We start from the raw sequence: 17,765 nt of genomic DNA, 5'->3' as shown, positions 1-17,765 counted from the left end.
CTGCACATCTAAAATGACATCCATTCCACTCCAGATCATCGACCTGCATGACGATGGTTACCATCCGTTAATTGAGGTGATCCTGTTTGGCAAAGCATTTATTATGGTTTTAGATACCGGCGCATCAAAAACCGCCTTTGACCAAACCATGCTGGCCGAAGCAAGTGAGGCAACTTTTATATCCGAGAGCGACAGGCTATCAACAGGTTTGGGTACCAATACCATGCAGTCGTTCACAGCTTTAATCAGCGGTATGCAAATCGGCAGTGTATTGGTTGCTGATTTTGAAGTTGCCGTATTGGATTTATCTACTATCAATATAGCTTACGGCCAGCTGGGGCATCCGCAGGTATTGGGTGTTTTAGGCGGCGATATATTGATGAAATACAGAGCGGTGATTGACTATGGTAAACAGGTTGTTAAACTGAAAAAGCCCCGCGTTAAGCGAGGCTGATTCTTATCTTCAAATGGCATCTGCACATTTGTAATCTGCAAATTTGCAGATCTTCCTATGTATCTATCTTGGCGTATTTAGCATTGCGCTCAATAAACTCGCGGCGCGGTGCTACTTCATCGCCCATGAGCATGCTGAAGGTATGATCACACTCGGCGGCGTTTTCAATGGTGGCGCGTTTTAGGGTACGGGTGGCCGGGTTCATGGTGGTATCCCAAAGCTGGATATCGTTCATCTCGCCCAAACCTTTGTAACGTTGTACGTGTACGCTATCTTCTTTACCGGCACCTTTAAGGCGTTGTATGGCAGCATCTCGCTGTACATCATTCCAGCAGTATTCAGACTCTTTACCTTTTTTAACCTGGTATAATGGCGGCGATGCAATGTAAACATAACCCGCTTCAACCAATTCCTTCATATAACGGAAGAAGAACGTAAGGATCAGCGTAGTAATGTGCGATCCATCCACGTCGGCATCCGTCATGATGATGATTTTGTGGTAACGTAGTTTGGTTAAGTTAAGCGCCTTGTCATCATCAGGCGTACCGCGGCTTACGCCCAGGCCGGTAAACATGTTCTTTATCTCTTCGTTTTCGTAAATTTTGTGCTCCATGGCTTTCTCCACGTTCAGGATTTTACCACGTAAAGGTAAAATAGCCTGGTATTCGCGGTCGCGGCCCTGTTTGGCGGTACCACCCGCCGAGTCACCCTCTACCAGGTACAGTTCGCACAACGATGGATCGTTATTGGCACAATCAGATAATTTACCTGGCAGGCCAGAGCCGGTCATTACACTCTTACGCTGTACCAGTTCGCGGGCTTTACGGGCAGCGGCACGGGCTGTAGCAGCAAGTATTACTTTGTTTACAATCAGTTTGGCCTCTTTCGGGTTTTCTTCAAGGAAGTTGCCCAATATTTCGCCTACTGCCATATCAACGGCGCCCATCACCTCGTTGTTACCCAATTTGGTTTTGGTTTGGCCTTCAAACTGCGGCTCCTGTACTTTAACAGAAATTACAGCGGTTAACCCCTCGCGGAAGTCATCGCCGGTAATTTCCATCTTCATATTTTTCAGCAATCCCGATTTATCGGCATATGCCTTTAGCGTACGGGTCAGTCCGCGGCGAAAACCCGCTACGTGTGTACCGCCCTCAATAGTATTGATGTTATTTACGTACGAGAATACATTCTCGGAGTAGGTATCATTATACTGAAAGGCAAGCTCAACCGGGATACCATTCTTTACACCATCCAAATAGATGGGTTCTGGAATGATAGACTGGCGTGTGCCATCTAAAAACTTAACAAATTCGCGTAAACCACCTTCGGAGTAAAACTCTTCGGTAGGGAATGATCCATCCTCGTTAGGGATGCGCTCATCGGTTAAACTAAGGCGGATGCCTTTATTTAAGAATGAAAGTTCGCGCAGGCGGCCGGCAAGGGTATCGTATTTATACTCGGTTGTAAGGGTAAAAATGGTAGCATCGGGTTTAAATATAATGGTAGTACCTCTTTTATCCGTGTCGCCAATAGTTTTAACCTCAAACAAAGGTTTGCCCTCAGAGTATTCCTGTGTCCACACCTTACCTTCGCGATAAACTAAAGCGGTAAGGTGAATAGATAACGCGTTAACGCAACTAACACCCACACCGTGCAAACCGCCGGATACCTTGTAAGTATCCTTATCAAATTTACCACCGGCGTGTAACACGGTCATTACCACCTCTAAAGCCGATTTTTTCTCTTTAGTGTGCATAGCGGTTGGGATACCGCGACCATTATCTTCAACCCTTATCGAGTTATCTTTTAGTATAAAAACCTTAATTGTGTCGCAGTGGCCGGCAAGGGCTTCGTCGATAGAGTTATCAACAACCTCATATACCAAATGGTGCAAACCTTTAACGCCTGTATCACCAATGTACATGGACGGACGCTTACGTACCGCCTCTAAACCTTCTAATACCTGTATATTATCTGCTGAATAATTGGATTTGTCCTGATTTTCTTCGCTCATATTTATTTAGTACAACAACCTTCAAAAGTACGAAATTTTGATGGTAATGACGAATGAATGTGGATAAAAAAGGAGGTGTGGATAGATGTGCGGTTAATCTGTAATATTCCCCATCTGTGTTTAAAAACTATTGCAAGCCGTGCCCATATCAACCTTTAAATTATAACCGGATTGATTGATTTGCTGGGTTGTAGTATAGTTTTTGCCGCCATAGGTGAGTTGAAAATCGTAAGTTTTGCCCTTGGCAAGCGCTGTTGTCGTAATATCGCCTTTATCCATATACCCCAGGTATCGATAGTCGTCTCCCGATGCGTTTTCACGATAAAATACATACATGCTCGGCCTAATCTCCAGGTCTTGCTTGTTTGCGCAGGTTCCTGTAAAGGTCAGGCTGACAGCATCATAAACAGGCAGCGGTTTTATTGTTGGTGTGCCGGTAGCTGTACTGCCGGTTTTAACCAGGTATACATTTATTACCTGCTGTTTTTTATCTGCTGTAAAGGTGATGGTTTGCGCGGCGGCATTATAGCCGGGGGCGGTAACTTGTATTGTACAGCTTGCAGGTTTATCGGCAGTTGGCATAGCGGCCGGGCCGGGGCCTATTGTTATAATACCGTTGATAAGCTTAAACTGCTTTTTGCCCGATATTTCATATATATCGGCGGCGTTGGTGCCACCAATGGTTAAAGTTGCGTTGGCGGGTGTTGTTGAGCCGTTAACTGCATCGGTAACCTGTATCAGGGCGGTGTATTTAATAATATTGGTATCAACTACTATTTTTAAATTTTCGGTTGGTTTTTTACAGGCCGCAATTGCCATTATCAATATCAGGAATGTTATTTTTACGTTGTTCATAATCAATCAAATTAAAGTTTGAAATTGAAGTTTAGCTGTACTACCGGTAAAAATCTGTAGTTTTTTAAGTTTTCTTTTAACTGGGCAGATTGTGATGAGTTACCTTCTAATAAACCTGTGCCGGTAATTTTGGCATCTGGCCGCCTTAAATAATAGCTGCCAAGGTCAAGGTTGATATTAAAGGCGCGTTGGGGGAAAGCTTTTAGCAAACCAATACCTAAATAAGGCGCAAACCCTTTCCAGGTTACATTCATGTTCAGATTGCCGGCTTCGTCTTTATTCAGCACAATATCGCCGTATTTATAACCGTCGGCAGATTGTACCTGCATGTTGCCGTTGGCATTCATAAAATAAGCCGCGCCACCCACCAGCCTGAAACCGGTTGCTTTTTTAAATGGCGAATAGTCGGTTAGTAAATGAATGTTTGAAAACGAGGCCGAAAATTTTGAAGTGGAGTTAAACCCCGAGATACTGAACACATTGTTGGCCGATACCGGGATAACGTTTATGCCCAGCCGTAAGGCTGTTTTTTGAGAAATGCCGTAAGCAAATTCGGCACCAGCGCCTTGCGTGCCTGCGTTAATATGTATCGATTTTTGGTTTAAAATAGCCCCCTGCAACGGGGGGATTTGTGCCAGGGTGCTTGCAATAAATACAAACAATAGCAATGAGGAAAGAAGCAGTACTTTTTTCATGCAGCAAATTTTAAATTAATTAGAGGGATTATTACTTCGGGTAGAATTTGTGTTTTGAATGTCAACGGCATATATCAATAGCTAAAAGCTCGGTAACGGAAATTATTGATGAATGTTATTTATTCACAGGAAAATAATTAAATTAATAGATAATGATTGATTTTTACGAAACAGGGATAAAAAGGTTTCCACGATTTGTACATAAATGCATTTGCACCACTTTTAATTCGCAAAGGCATTCAAAAGGCCGTGCTGTTTATTGAATACTGGTTTGTTTCAGTACCACAATGCGGCTTAGTTTATCTTGGGCCGTTAATGGGCGTCCAAATTTTTACGGTCAATACGGAACCTCCGCGAAAAGCATCAGCATATACGGAATCAAAAACAGCGAAGCCCTCATCGAAGTTAATATACACATCCATTAGGATACTTGCAATGAAAGTTTATCTTTGTCAAACTTTTTTAAATTTTTACGTGAGATAATGAAAACTACTGTTTCAACTTTAACAAAATTCACCTTCGGGATATTAATTGCGGGCAGCATTGCTGCTTGTAACCAAAATAAAACTGGTGATAAACCAGTCACAGCCGCTACTACTGTAGGTGATAGCAAAGAAGCAATTGTTTATATCAATTCTGATACCTTATTAAGTAAATATGAGTATACAAAAGATATGAACAAACGCCTGGAAGAAAAAGGCAAAGCCTCGCAAGGCGATTTACAAAACAAAGGCCAGGCATTTCAGCGTGAAGTTGCCGAATATCAAAAAAGCCAGGCTACACTATCAGCCGACCAGCGCCAGGCTACCGAGCAACGCTTACAACGTAAACAACAAGAGTTACAAGGTTACCAGCAAAATGCTACTGCCGAGTTCCAAAACCTGCAGTCTACTGAAGCCACTAAGCAATACGATAAAATTGCAGACTTTGCTAAAGCTTACGCCAAAGAAAAAGGGTACAAACTGGTGTTGCTATACTCAAAAGCAAATCCAACTGTATTATATGGCGATCCATCGTTAGATGTAACCACCGACGTAGTAAAAAGACTTAACGACGCTTACGCGAAAGAGAAAAAATAAAATCGATTTGAAAATTCGAGAATTTGAAGATTTGAAAATGAAAAGCATCTTCAAATTTTTCAAATTGCAGAATTCTCAAATTTCAAATAAAACCTCAACTCCGGCTGAGGTTTTTTAATTTAGAGGACTATGGAAAATACGGCACACGAAAAATTCATGCGGATAGCAATTGAACTATCCGAGTATAATGTAAAGCAGGGGATGGGTGGCCCCTTTGGAGCCGTTATAACAAAGGATGGCATGATCCTGGCCCGTAGCGCCAACCGGGTTGTGCCTACCAATGATCCAACCGCACATGCCGAAGTATCGGTTATCCGCCTGGCCTGCCAGGAGTTGGGGACATATGACTTATCCGGGTGCGAAATTTATACCAGTTGCGAACCCTGCCCTATGTGTCTTGGCGCCATATACTGGGCCCGCATTGATAAAGTTTACTATGCCAATACCAAAGCCGATGCCGCAGCTATTGGTTTTGACGACCATGATATATATGATGAACTGGAAAGCCCCATGGCTGGCAGGAAATTGCCCTTCGTCCAATTACTCCGCGATGAAGCGATGGCTGTTTTTAAGCTGTGGGAAATAGAGGAGAATAAGACGAAATATTAATTTGAGAATTTGAAGATTTGAGAATTTGAAAATGCTTGTCTGGCCAGGCTCATTTGACTTATTTTTAGATTGGTTTTTTTAAATTCTCAAATTGTCTTTTTCATTTTCAAATTTTCAAATCATTCCTCCTCCTCCGTTTCAAAAAAATTATCTTTTAAATCGTCTATCTCGCGGCGATCAAGTTTAGTGGGACGGCCGGTGCCTCTATCACGTTTGAGGATAGGGGCGTGGAACATGGATTTAAAGGCCTGGGTTTGTTCAACCGGGGTTATATCCAGATAATAATCAACCGCTTTTTTTGCATCAACCCTGTTCTCCAGCAAGCCGGTTACCCGAATCACCTTCCGGTCGGGACCTTTTGCTACCTGGTAGGTATCTCCAATTTTTACCTCGTATGAAGGTTTTATGTTTTTGCCGTCAAGCTTTACGCGTCCGGCTTTACAGGCATCAGATGCCTGTGTACGGGTTTTAAAAACGCGGATAGCCCACAGGTATTTATCAATTCTTAGTTTTTCTTTTTCGGCCATTGTTTATTCAATTATGCAACTATCGTGTAATCGATAAATTGACGGATAGTCTTTAGCCAAAAGTCTTAAGTTCTAAGCCAAAAAAGAAAAAATTTAACTTTTAACTTACGACTTAGTACTGTTGACTTAATACTAAAATAGTTTAGCCAGCCTGGCTGCTAAATCGTCTATATCTTTTTCCCGGGCAAGTTTAAGCACCCAATCTTGGGGTATTGTTTCAAAACCATAGTATAGGGCCGCCAGCCCGCCGGTTACAGCACCGGTTGTATCGGTATCAAGGCCCAAATTTACAGCTTTAAGTACAGCTTCTTTATAGTTTGTTGTAGTTAAAAGGCACCAGATACTTGCCTCCAGCGTATGCAATACATAGCCACTGCTATTTATTTCACTTTCTGCCAATTCATAAATATTGCCGGCTAAAAGGCGGTCAAACATTTTTATCTCGTCTTTATTGATGCTTGTTGTATCCAGAAACGCTGTTACTTCTTGTTTTACTTCGTGATAGATAGTTTGCAAATCGTTACCTTTTAGCAGTTTGGCAGCAAATTCCAGGTAATAAAAACAGGCAATTGCCGACCGGATATGGCCGTGGGTAATGGAGGATACATCTTTGGTTATAGCAAAACGCTCTGCTATCGGTAAACCCTTAATGTAAATCAATAGTGGCAAAATCCGCATCAGTGAACCATTTCCGTTCGACCATGAATCAAATCCGCCGGCAAGGTTTGGTTGCACACCCCTTACTATTCTTTCAATAGCTTCATGGGTAGTAATACCAACATCAAAAACTTTGCCCCGGGCCGTCCAATAATTGTCGCAACGCCATCTTACAAAATTGTTGGCAATATCATGTATATCGTAACCATTGGTTAACGATTCGGCAAGGCAAAAAGTAAGTGAGCTATCGTCAGACCATGTGCCCGGCAATTGGTCATAAGTGCCAAACCCGACCATGTCGATAACCGGTTTTTTTGCAATTTCTTCTCGTGATTTAAACTCAACAGGAACGCCTATGGCATCGCCGACAGCAACGCCAAACAGTATATCTTTACAAAAATTGAGATGATGGGACATTAATTTACACTGGTCCGGTTATTATAGTTTTGGCCGGCACTTGCGCAAAATTAAGCAATCCAACTAATAATGCTACTGGTTGTTTTGCCAGGCCTCCAGGTCCTTTTTAATGAATTTGTGATACAGATATTCGGCATAACCAACGCTAATATAATCCGGGAATTTCCAGTTTGGATAATAAGTCTTTTTGATCCACTTTAAGAAGCTAAAAAATGCGATTCCGGCAATCATAAGGAAAGAGATTGTCAGCAAAGCGATGCAAAAGAAAGCCATAATGTTCATAATCAGGGGGGAGATTAGGTTGGTGTATTTGTGTTTTATAATGGCAATGATAAATTTAATTTATCATAATTATATAACTTATGTTATTAAAAATCAGTGCATTTAACTTTGGTTGTAATAGTTAATATATTTTTGCCTTAAGGTTTATTTTTTAATAATTGAAGATAGGTTTACTGGCCTGGTGCAAAAGCAATGGGATAACAAGTTATTGAAGCTAATCCTGTATTTTTCCCTAAAAATCCTTTAATTTGCCAAAAGTTAATTTTACCGATGCAAGATCTTAAAAAAATGATTGAAGATGCCTGGGAAGACAGGAATCTGCTGAATTATAACGAATATATCACAGCTATTGAAACCGTAGTTGAACGGTTAGATAAAGGCGAGATCCGCGTGGCCGAAATGATTGGTACCCGCTGGCATGTGAACGAGTGGATAAAAAAGGCTGTTATCCTTTATTTCCCTACCCGCAGCATGAAAGAAATTAAGGTTGGTCCTTTTGTTTTTCATGACAAAATGGATTTGAAAACCGATTATAAGGCAAACGGTGTTCGCGTAGTTCCGCACGGTATTGCCCGTTATGGCGCATACCTTGCAAAAGGTGTTATCATGATGCCATCGTACGTAAACATTGGCGCATACGTTGATGAAGGGACCATGGTTGATACCTGGGCTACAGTGGGCTCGTGCGCGCAAATTGGTAAGCATGTACACTTAAGTGGCGGCGTAGGTATTGGCGGCGTTTTGGAGCCTTTACAAGCTGCTCCTGTTATCATTGAAGACAACTGCTTCCTTGGCTCAAGGGCTATTGTTGTTGAGGGTGTACACGTGGAGCATGAAGCCGTGTTGGGCGCCAACGTTGTGTTAACCGCCTCAACCAAAATTATTGATGTAACCCAATCGACCCCGGTTGAATATAAAGGCCGTGTGCCTGCCCGTTCGGTAGTTATACCAGGTTCATATACCAAGAAATTTCCTGCCGGCGATTACCAGGTGCCTTGCGCACTTATCATCGGCACCCGCAAGGAGTCGACAGATAAAAAAACTTCTCTAAACGATGCGTTGAGAGAAAATAATGTAGCGGTTTAAAGATTAGATATGAGATGTTAGATATGAGATTTGAGATAGCTTCAAACGCGGCTGTTTTCATCTCATATCTCATATCTCACATCTCACATCTACAACATGAAAATAGGATACGATGCCAAGCGGGCTTTTTTTAATAACACGGGCCTGGGCAACTACAGCCGCTGGCTTATTAAAACGCTGGCATATTTCCATCCCGAAAACACCTATTTTTTATATACACCAAAAGCTAAACCAAATGTAAGACTTAAGTTTTTGGGTGATCATGGCAATGTTTTTACTTTAACGCCTGCCAGCAAATTTTTTACTTCCTGGTGGCGTAGCAAAGGTATTGTAAAGGATTTATTGCGCGATGGTATCCAATTGTATCATGGCCTTAGCCATGAGTTGCCTTCGGGTATTGCCGGTAGTGGCATACGGTCGGTTGTTACCATACATGATTTGATCTTTATGCGCTACCCTAAACAATTTGGCTGGTTTAATTACCGTATTTACCTGGCCAAAGTAAAATACGCCTGCAAGGTAGCTGATAAAATCATCGCCATAAGTGCGAAAACCAAGGCCGATTTGGTAGAGTTGCTTGATATCGATCCCCGGAAAATAGAAATAGTTTACCAAGGTTGCGACGTTATATTTGACGTTACAAAAACGCCCGATCAAAAAGCCGCAGTAAAGCTAAAATACAACCTGCCCGATAAGTTTTTGTTGAGCGTAGGCACTATAGAAGAACGCAAAAACCTGTTACTAACGGTAGTAGCTTTAAAAAACATTGAGGGCGAGATCCCTTTAGTGGTAATTGGTAAGCCAACAAAATACGCAGACGAAGTAAACGCCTACATTGCTGCCGGTAATTTAGCCAGCCGTGTGATTTTTTTAAGGGATATTCCGTTTGATGAACTGCCGGTCATTTATCAGTTAGCATCGGTATTTATTTATCCGTCGAGGTATGAAGGTTTTGGCATCCCGGTATTGGAAGCTTTAAACTCCGGTACCCCTGTTGTAGCTGCGACAGGCTCATGCCTGGAAGAGGCCGGCGGGCCGGGCAGCCGATATGTCGGTCCTGATGATGCGGTTGGCCTGGCTAAAGAGGTGAACCAGATACTTGGCGATGATATTTTAAGGCATACAATGATTAACCGTGGCATCGAGCATGCCGCCAACTTTAACGATGATAAACTGGCGCTGCAATTGCAGCAGCTGTACACTAATATATTGAACAATGCTTAGAGACGAAGTTGCCAACGCATTTAAAGTACTGCAGGAGGGAGGCATTATCCTGTACCCAACAGATACTATTTGGGGGATAGGTTGCGATGCCACCAATACCGAAGCCATCAAAAAAATTTTTCGCCTGAAACAACGCGATGAGGCCAAAAGTATGGTGATATTGGTTGATACCGAAAATAAGCTGGAAAGCTATGTACAGGAAGTTAACCCCTTGGCTTATGATCTGATTGAATATGCCGAAAATCCACTAACGCTGGTGATGCCCGGTGCAAAAAACTTATCGCCAGCGGTAATAGCTGCCGATGGGAGCGTAGCTATCCGGGTAAGCAATCATGAATTTTGCAAGCAACTCATACAGCGGCTGCGCAAGCCCCTGGTATCTACATCGGCCAACATCAGCGGTAAGCCATCGCCTCAATATTTTTCGCAGATTGACCAGGAAATCATCGATGGGGTAGACTACGTAGTTGACCTGGAACAACACAGTAAAGAAATCCGCAATCCATCAACCATCATGAAGCTGGCACCCGACGGGAGTTTTGAGTTTATACGCAGGTAGGGGGGATAGTATCAAGTAATCAGTATCAGGTATCAAGATTTTAGAAAAGACTTTTGAAAAATAATCAAACCAAAGATTCCCAAAAGTATTTCCCACTAATGACTAATGACTAATGACTAATGACTAATGACTAATGACTAATGACTAATTCCCCGCTCTTTCGCTGCTTTCGCTTAGGCGTTTAATCAGCTCGTCATTAAACTCCTGCTCGCTTTTGTAAAGCATGCTCACCTTTTCGGGGGGCAGAATTTTGGCAAAGGCATCTCTGTAACGTTTGCGGATAGCTACCAGTTGACTTTCGTAATAAATTTCCTTGTCTATCTGTTCGGTACCGTTTGATGCTGCTTTGGAGTTATTTAGGCGTTTTAAGATGCGTACAGCTGTCAATTCCTGCTGATACGAGCGGTATAGTGGCCAAAATTTTCGGCCTTCCTCGTCGCTTAAATCAAGCTGCCTGCTAATGTAGTTGTTACGGGCTGCCTCAAGCTTGGCACCTGTTCCTTTTTTAAGCTTTGTATTAGGGGTAACCCGTCCGCCCGGCACCAGTTGTGCCTGCGCATGCGATTGATAGCCCACCGCTATAAAAAAGAGTACTATAAAAATATGCCTGATCAATTTAACCATTAAAACTCCTTATTAATTAGCATCTATATAATCCGACAGATTTTCGTCCACGTTTGAACTGTTACTTTTTTGGTTGGCATCTATCAATGTGCGGGTGTCACTTGCGTCGCTGTGCAATTCCAGGTAGCTTTTTATTTCATCTACAGGCACAGAAGAAACCTGCTCATGTAAAAACGAGTGGTTATGATCTGGCACAGAATTGCCTTTAAGCAAAACAGTAATGCTTATTAAAACCGCGAAACAAGCAGCGGTAGCATACCTGAAAGTGCCCGATGCCAGCATCTTGCGCACAATACTGCGTTTGTCAACAGTTTGTTTAAAGCTGATAACATTGTCGGTTTCTTCAATCTCAACCGTTATAACCTCGTTAACTGTTTTATCTAAAATGTTTTGGCTTAGCTGCTCAAAATAATTTGCCGGCACGGTAAAGGTTTCGGCATCATTATTCATCAGCTCCTCTACCGCTATGCGGCTTTGGATGTTGCTGCTTAACTCGTCGAAATAATTTTCAGGTATAGCAAAACCTTCATCCTGGCCATCCATGTATTCTTCGATGGCCACCCTGCTTTGGATGTTATTATTCAATTCCTCGAAATAATTTTCGGGAACGCTAAAGCTTTCAGCTTCATTATTCACGTACTGCTCAATGGCAATTCTGCTTTGGATTTGGCCGGCTTGTTCGTCAAAAAAATTTTCGGGCGTAGTAAAACCGGTCTCTTCCGTACCTAAAGCTGCCTGGATATTAATGCGGCTTTGTATGTTGCTGTTTAATTGTTCAAAGTAATTTTCAGGAATAGTAAACCCTTCGGATGAGCTTTTAAGCTCTTCCAGCCTGATGCGTGATGTTATGTGCTGCGCTAATTCATCGAAATAGCCAGCAGGCACTAAAAACGGGTTGCTTGTATCAACCTGCTTTAGTGACTCAAAGTCATCCAGCCATTCCCTATTGTCCATATCGCTTTTCATACATAACTATAGATGAACAAAGTGCTAAAAGGTTTAACGTAATTCTGAATTAATTCTGAATTTAATCTTTCGAGATTAAATATGCTTCTATCTTCTTGACTGCCAGATGAAAAGAGGCTTTTAAAGCACCTACGCTTGTACCCAATACTGCCGAAATTTCTTCATACTTCATATCCTCATAATATTTCATATTGAATACAAGCTTCTGCTTTTCGGGCAGGGTAAGCAATGCCTCCTGCAATTTACGCTGTGCCGCATCTCCGTTAAAATAGGTTGAATCGGCCAGCGTATCGGCAAGTTCATAAGCAACATCATCCAACGAAACATTATTTTTAAGTTTTTTCTTATTCAAAAAAGTAATGCATTCGTTGGATGCTATGCGGTACATCCAGGTATACAGCTGAGCGTCATTTCTGAAGCCCAGCAGGTTTTTCCAAACTTTTACAAAAACATCCTGGGTAAGGTCGTCTGCATCGTCGTGGTCAATAACCATACGCCTTACGTGCCAGTAAATTTTTTGCTGGTATTTTTTAAGCAACAGGTTAAACGCTTCGTTACGCGTTTTTTCGTCCTGGAATTTGCTTAAAATCTCTGAATCTTCTACCTGCACCGACATTTTATAATTTTTATAGTTAAATGCTATTTAAGCATTTTTGTTTTTTCTTTCGATCACCTTTTTGGCCGCCAGCACAATATGTTCTGCATCTAAACCATATTTAGTCATCAATTGCGCAGGTGTGCCGCTTTCGCCAAAGCTATCGTTCACCGCTACAAATTCTTGTGGGGTAGGGTTGTTAACAGCCAGCAATTGCGCTATGCTATCGCCCAAACCACCAAGGCGGTTATGTTCTTCGGCAGTAACCACGCAGCCTGTTTTAGCTACCGATTTTAATACAGCTTCGGCATCCAAAGGCTTGATGGTGTGAATGTTAATAATCTCGGCATCAATACCCTCTTCTGCCAGTTTTTCGCCGGCTAAAATAGCTTCCCAAACCAGGTGACCGGTAGCAAATATAGTAACATCTGCGCCTTCGTTCACCATCCACGCTTTGCCAATCTCGAATTTTTGATCTGGATCGGTAAAAATAGGAACAACCGGACGGCCAAAACGCAGGTAAACCGGACCTTCATATTCGGCAATAGCCATGGTAGCCGCTTTGGTTTGGTTATAATCGCAAGGGTTAATTACGGTCATTCCAGGCAGCATTTTCATCATGCCTATGTCTTCCAGTATTTGGTGGGTGGCACCGTCTTCACCTAAAGTCAAGCCGGCGTGTGATGCGCAAATTTTAACGTTTTTGTTTGAGTAAGCTATCGACTGGCGAATTTGATCATAAACCCTGCCTGTTGAAAAATTGGCAAAAGTACCGGTAAAAGGTATTTTACCGCCAATGGTCATACCTGCGGCAATACACATCATGTTTGCTTCGGCAATACCAACCTGAACAAAACGCTCAGGGAATTCCTTTATAAAATCATTCATTTTTAACGATCCGATAAGGTCGGCACAAAGTGCAACCACCTGGTCGTTTTTTCTGCCGGCTTCCAGCAGCCCGGCGCCAAAGCCCGAGCGGGTATCTTTTTTATCTGTATAAGTATACTTTTTCATTTTAGTTGAGATAGGGTTTTACGTGGTACGTTTTACGTTCTGCGTGTTATTTTGAATGGTGTGCTTCTGATGTGCTTATTTCCTGGAAAACGTAGAACGTAAAACGTCCAACGTACAACCTAAAAAAGCATGCACGGCCTAATAGTCGCCCAAAGTTTCTTCCAATTGTGCTAAAGCTAATTTAAGCTGTTCATCATTTGGTGCGATACCGTGCCATTTGTGGCTGCCTGCCATAAAATCTACGCCGTAACCCATTTCGGTGTGCATCAATATCATAATAGGTTTACCCTGGCCTGTGCGACTTTTAGCCAATTCCAATGTTTTAACAACATCGGCCATATCGTTACCTTTCATTTCCAAAACGTCCCATCCAAAAGCTACCCATTTGGCATGCAGATCGCCTAACGACAACACTAAGTTGGTTGGCCCATCAATTTGCTGTCCGTTAACATCAATGGTCGAAATTAAATTATCAACCTTGTTGTGCGGCGCAAACATGGCTGCTTCCCAAATTTGTCCTTCCTGTAATTCGCCATCACCATGTAAGGTATATACAAGCGATTTATCTCCATTCAGTTTCTTGGCCAAGGCCGCGCCGATGGCAACAGATAAACCCTGGCCTAATGAACCCGATGCAATGCGTACTCCCGGTAAGTGCTCGTGGGTGGTAGGGTGGCCTTGTAAGCGTGTATTTAGCTTACGGAAAGTTGCCAGTTCTGCCTTACCATAATAACCGGCATGTGCCAGGGTGCTGTAAAACACCGGCGAAATATGGCCGTTTGATAAAAAGAAAAGATCTTCGCCAATACCATCCATGTTGAATTTAGGATCGTGGTTCATCGCCTCAAAGTATAGGGCGGTAAAAAAATCTGTGCAACCTAATGATCCACCAGGGTGGCCCGATTGACAACCATGTACCATACGTACAATGTCGCGCCTGATTTGCGACGCGGTTTTTTCTAAGTCTTGAATTGTTGATTTCATTATAAATTTAGGAAACTGAACGGCTAAAGTAAAAATAATTATTGTTCTTTTAACACTTATTTTACTAAGTCGAGTACTTGTTGTGATGAGTTCTTGGTGTCTACCTTGCTGATAACGTGGCTAATATTGCCATCGCTGTCAATAATGAAGGTAGTGCGGGCGGTGCCCATATATTGCTTGCCGTACATGTTCTTCTCTACCCAAACCCCGTAGGCTTCTACAATAGATTTTTCTTCATCGGCAATAAGGGTAAAGGGAAGGCTATACTTGGTTTCGAATTTTTTATGCGATTTTTCGTCGTCGGTGCTTACGCCAATCACTTCGTAACCCTTGCTAAGTAATGATTGGTAGTTATCCCTGAAATCGCATGATTCTGCCGTGCAGCCAGGGGTATCATCTTTAGGGTAGAAATATAGGATCACATTTTTGCCCTTATAATCAGATAACGATACGGTATTTCCGTTTTGATCTTTTGCTGTAAAATCCGGGGCTTTATCGCCTTCTTTTAATGTTGACATAAGTTTTTGAAGTGTTATCGGTAAAAATTCGCGGTAAAATCTGTAAAATTATTTTTGTTATCTACCAGCACCAATTTAAATGTATGCTTACCCGGTGCGATATCGCCGCCAAAGGTATAATTTAGAATTTTAGTTTTATAATCCAATTCCATTAAAACCCACTTATTATCAATGGTTCCGGTGTAAGTTTTGATGCCCGAAAGGTTATCACTCATCCTGAAGCTGATGGTACGGGCAGCTTTCATATTGCTGCCATCGCGGATGTTAAGCGGGTGGATAACCGGTGGCACGGTATCCAGTTTAATAAAATAATCGCCAAAGGTGCTGGTCTGGCTTTTTACCCAGCCGTCCTGGTAGTAACCGCCTACGCAGCCCATGGTAGTGCTTACAATAACGGCTTTATCAGCATACTTGCCCAGGTCGGCTTCTGGTTTTATCCACAACTCATAATTTTCATGAATAGGGGTAAGGCGGTTATGGATATGATGTAATGACGAGTAGGCGCCCATTGGCTTTGCCGAAATGGAGTAGATAAAATCAAGGTCGTCATACAAATTGCCGGGCATTACAATAACCTTTACCTTATCGGTACCAAATTCGCTTTTTGTATCATAGTGAAAAAGCGTCCCTGTTATTTTATTGGCAACTGCATTAAAAGGGCTTGCCTGTACTTTTAACTTTAAGGTTGATGTGTTGCCGGCAACATCTTTAACAATGTATTCAACCTCGTGCAGTGCATTATCATTGAAGGTGATGATGCCCCTGTTAACAGATTGCGGATAAAGCGAAATATGGCTGCCCGGCATTATGAAGCATTTTTGCATCCATCGTCGCTCCAGCGTATATGATGGATAATCGATATAAGCGTTAATGGCATGTGTTTGATCGAACGCGAAACGCTCGACCGCGAAGGTGTACACCGTTTGGCCATCCAGCTTTAATTCCAGTGAATAGATGCCGTTGTGGTTGGCCGATGTACTGTTCATGTCGGTTGCATTGATGCCAAAACCTACGTTGCCGCTTAAATGGAGCACTTGTGGTTTAGCCAGGTGGTAATTACCGGCAGCGCCACTTACCGCCATAAACTCGCGCGGTGTTTTTTCGCTGAACGGATTGCCATTTAAGTGATAAATGCCGATGGAGCTAATGGTAGGCGGTACCTGGTCTGGAATGGTCAATCCAAACAATTGTGGGTTGATAGTTTCTTCCGTTTGGGTATCCCTGATTTCGAAATGCACATGCGGGCCGGCAGATGCACCCGCGTTGCCTGAGATAGCCACTACATCATTTTTGCAAACTGTAACCTGGGCAGGGGGCAATTTAAAATCGGCCTCGTAAGTTTGATGCTCGTATTGATAGGCTTTAACCAGCGTCGCTACGGCAGGCGTAAAAGCTTGTAAGTGACCGTATACTGTTGTATACCCATTAGGGTGCGTAATGTAAATAGCCCGCCCGAAGCCGCCAAATTGAACCCGCACCCGCGAGATATACCCATCGTTTACAGCATATACCGGGTAGCCCGTACGCTGGTTGGTTTTAAAATCGAGCCCGGAGTGGAAGTGCGCCGGCCGTAATTCGCCAAAAGAACCAGCGGTAGTGTGCGGCAATAAATCGAGCGGGTAGCGGAAATAATTTTGAGGATAAGTTCTGCTTTGAATGGTGGCTGTTTGCGCCGGTAGCTGTGTGTATATGCCTAAAAATAATATCGAGAGGAGGACAATTGTTTTTTTTACCATGCTTGATAGCGGAATAATTTTAATTTGATAATGTTATTATTTCCTAACGTAGAGACGCATAATTGCGTCTCCCGGCAGACGAGCGGGTTTGCACGGCATTGTTAATTTGCGTGTGTGATTTGCATGCGGGAGACGCAATTATGCGTCTCTACAATAGCAACTTGCTTACTTCACCCAAAAATCCAGCATTTTTTCATCCCCGATATATCCTTCCAGCCTGTCGCCAACCTTTACCCGGCCTACGCCTGCAGGTGTACCGGTAAATATCAGGTCGCCCTTTTTTAGGGTGATGTAGCGGGACACAAAGGCGATGATGCTCTCGAAGCTGAAAAGCAGCATGTTGGTATTACCCTGCTGGCGGGTTTCGCCGTTGATATTCAGCTTGAAATTAATATTATAAATATCGGCAAATTTTGATTTGGGCACAAAGTTGCTGATAGGCGCCGAGCCATCAAAAGCCTTGGCCAGTTCCCATGGTAAGCCTTTTTCCTTATGGCGGGCCTGGATATCGCGGGCGGTAAAATCAACTCCCAGGCCTATCTCGTCATAATAACCGGCGGCAAATTTTTCGCCTATGTGCTTGCCTTCCTTGCTCACTTTAAGCACCAATTCAATCTCGTGGTGAATATCCTCCGAAAAATCGGGATGATAAAATGGCTTGTTATCTTTTAAAAGCGCGGTGTCGGGTTTCATGAAAATAACCGGGGTAGTTGGCACCGGGTTATTTAACTCTTTGGCATGTTCGGCATAGTTGCGGCCTATGGCAATAATTTTCATATATACGATATGCTTAAACGCCAAAGCTAAAAAAAAAGGTTGAGTTCGGTTGCTTCGCGTGTAGATGAGGGCGCCGGCACGCGGGTTTTAGCC

Annotated in this window: 20 protein-coding genes; 6 read left to right on the top strand and 14 right to left on the bottom strand. The window is 42.8% G+C overall.

What is annotated here, in order from left to right:
• Positions 1-13 precede the first annotated feature (13 nt).
• Positions 14-454 carry an aspartyl protease family protein gene (locus BMX56_RS19300; RefSeq protein WP_090651311.1) on the top strand — a complete coding sequence of 147 codons (441 nt, stop codon included), beginning with the start codon at positions 14-16 and terminating at the stop codon, positions 452-454.
• A 55-nt stretch (positions 455-509) separates the two neighbouring features.
• On the opposite strand, the gene gyrB is transcribed toward BMX56_RS19300, so the two are convergent.
• The 3 genes from gyrB to BMX56_RS19285 form a co-directional block, all read right to left on the bottom strand.
• Positions 510-2,468, bottom strand: a complete 1,959-nt coding sequence (gyrB, locus tag BMX56_RS19295; RefSeq protein ID WP_090651310.1) for a DNA topoisomerase (ATP-hydrolyzing) subunit B — start codon at positions 2,466-2,468, stop codon at positions 510-512.
• Between the two features lie 120 nt (positions 2,469-2,588).
• Positions 2,589-3,323, bottom strand: coding sequence for a hypothetical protein (locus BMX56_RS19290; protein ID WP_090651309.1), 735 nt, complete (start codon positions 3,321-3,323; stop codon positions 2,589-2,591).
• Between the two features lie 11 nt (positions 3,324-3,334).
• The gene (locus BMX56_RS19285; RefSeq protein WP_255369874.1) at positions 3,335-4,018 is read right to left on the bottom strand and encodes a hypothetical protein; all 684 of its coding nucleotides are present in this window, start codon (positions 4,016-4,018) and stop codon (positions 3,335-3,337) included.
• A gap of 482 nt (positions 4,019-4,500) precedes the next feature.
• Here BMX56_RS19285 and BMX56_RS19280 point away from each other — a divergent pair, with 482 nt between their 5' ends.
• Positions 4,501-5,097, top strand: coding sequence for an OmpH/Skp family outer membrane protein (locus tag BMX56_RS19280; protein ID WP_090651308.1), 597 nt, complete (start codon positions 4,501-4,503; stop codon positions 5,095-5,097).
• Positions 5,098-5,226: 129 nt separating this feature from the next.
• Positions 5,227-5,706 (top strand): nucleoside deaminase, encoded by a 480-nt coding sequence (locus BMX56_RS19275; protein WP_090651307.1) that lies wholly within the window; start codon positions 5,227-5,229, stop codon positions 5,704-5,706.
• 119 nt (positions 5,707-5,825) lie between these two features.
• Here the strand turns inward: BMX56_RS19275 and BMX56_RS19270 are convergent, their stop codons facing one another.
• The 3 genes from BMX56_RS19270 to BMX56_RS30235 form a co-directional block, all read right to left on the bottom strand.
• On the bottom strand, positions 5,826-6,233 hold the full coding sequence (locus tag BMX56_RS19270; RefSeq protein WP_090651306.1) for an RNA-binding S4 domain-containing protein: 408 nt from the start codon (positions 6,231-6,233) through the stop codon (positions 5,826-5,828).
• 132 nt (positions 6,234-6,365) lie between these two features.
• Positions 6,366-7,307, bottom strand: a complete 942-nt coding sequence (locus tag BMX56_RS19265; protein ID WP_090651305.1) for an ADP-ribosylglycohydrolase family protein — start codon at positions 7,305-7,307, stop codon at positions 6,366-6,368.
• 72 nt (positions 7,308-7,379) lie between these two features.
• Positions 7,380-7,538, bottom strand: a complete 159-nt coding sequence (locus tag BMX56_RS30235; RefSeq protein ID WP_177183863.1) for a hypothetical protein — start codon at positions 7,536-7,538, stop codon at positions 7,380-7,382.
• A gap of 321 nt (positions 7,539-7,859) precedes the next feature.
• Here BMX56_RS30235 and BMX56_RS19260 point away from each other — a divergent pair, with 321 nt between their 5' ends.
• From BMX56_RS19260 to BMX56_RS19250, 3 genes are all read left to right on the top strand, one after another.
• Complete coding sequence (locus BMX56_RS19260; RefSeq protein ID WP_090651304.1) at positions 7,860-8,675, top strand: 2,3,4,5-tetrahydropyridine-2,6-dicarboxylate N-succinyltransferase; 816 nt, start codon at positions 7,860-7,862, stop codon at positions 8,673-8,675.
• Between the two features lie 96 nt (positions 8,676-8,771).
• Positions 8,772-9,899, top strand: a complete 1,128-nt coding sequence (locus tag BMX56_RS19255) for a glycosyltransferase family 4 protein (RefSeq protein ID WP_090651303.1) — start codon at positions 8,772-8,774, stop codon at positions 9,897-9,899.
• Complete coding sequence (locus tag BMX56_RS19250; RefSeq protein ID WP_090651302.1) at positions 9,892-10,458, top strand: L-threonylcarbamoyladenylate synthase; 567 nt, start codon at positions 9,892-9,894, stop codon at positions 10,456-10,458. The genes BMX56_RS19255 and BMX56_RS19250 overlap by 8 nt, the downstream gene beginning before the upstream one ends.
• 144 nt (positions 10,459-10,602) lie before the next feature.
• On the opposite strand, the gene BMX56_RS19245 is transcribed toward BMX56_RS19250, so the two are convergent.
• The 8 genes from BMX56_RS19245 to BMX56_RS19210 all read right to left on the bottom strand — a co-directional run bounded on the left by BMX56_RS19245 (position 10,603) and on the right by BMX56_RS19210 (position 17,672).
• The gene (locus BMX56_RS19245) at positions 10,603-11,082 is read right to left on the bottom strand and encodes a hypothetical protein (protein ID WP_090651301.1); all 480 of its coding nucleotides are present in this window, start codon (positions 11,080-11,082) and stop codon (positions 10,603-10,605) included.
• A gap of 12 nt (positions 11,083-11,094) precedes the next feature.
• Positions 11,095-12,048, bottom strand: coding sequence for a hypothetical protein (locus tag BMX56_RS19240; RefSeq protein WP_090651300.1), 954 nt, complete (start codon positions 12,046-12,048; stop codon positions 11,095-11,097).
• A gap of 61 nt (positions 12,049-12,109) precedes the next feature.
• Positions 12,110-12,664, bottom strand: coding sequence for an RNA polymerase sigma factor (locus tag BMX56_RS19235; RefSeq protein ID WP_090651299.1), 555 nt, complete (start codon positions 12,662-12,664; stop codon positions 12,110-12,112).
• 27 nt (positions 12,665-12,691) lie between these two features.
• Positions 12,692-13,657: a transketolase family protein gene (locus tag BMX56_RS19230; protein ID WP_090651298.1), complete on the bottom strand. Its 966-nt coding sequence runs from the start codon at positions 13,655-13,657 to the stop codon at positions 12,692-12,694.
• 138 nt (positions 13,658-13,795) lie between these two features.
• On the bottom strand, positions 13,796-14,641 hold the full coding sequence (locus BMX56_RS19225) for a transketolase (RefSeq protein WP_090651297.1): 846 nt from the start codon (positions 14,639-14,641) through the stop codon (positions 13,796-13,798).
• 56 nt (positions 14,642-14,697) lie between these two features.
• On the bottom strand, positions 14,698-15,159 hold the full coding sequence (gene bcp / locus BMX56_RS19220) for a thioredoxin-dependent thiol peroxidase (RefSeq protein ID WP_090651296.1): 462 nt from the start codon (positions 15,157-15,159) through the stop codon (positions 14,698-14,700).
• 14 nt (positions 15,160-15,173) lie between these two features.
• Complete coding sequence (locus BMX56_RS19215; RefSeq protein ID WP_090651295.1) at positions 15,174-16,895, bottom strand: M23 family metallopeptidase; 1,722 nt, start codon at positions 16,893-16,895, stop codon at positions 15,174-15,176.
• A 165-nt stretch (positions 16,896-17,060) separates the two neighbouring features.
• Entirely contained in the window at positions 17,061-17,672 is a 612-nt protein-coding gene (locus BMX56_RS19210) for a fumarylacetoacetate hydrolase family protein (protein ID WP_090651294.1), read from the bottom strand.
• Positions 17,673-17,765: the final 93 nt, after the last annotated feature.

This window comes from Mucilaginibacter sp. OK283, assembly GCF_900110415.1.
Lineage (GTDB): Bacteria > Bacteroidota > Bacteroidia > Sphingobacteriales > Sphingobacteriaceae > Mucilaginibacter.
The sequence above is the reverse complement of the archived record's forward strand: the minus strand, read 5'-3'. Positions and strand labels throughout refer to the sequence as shown.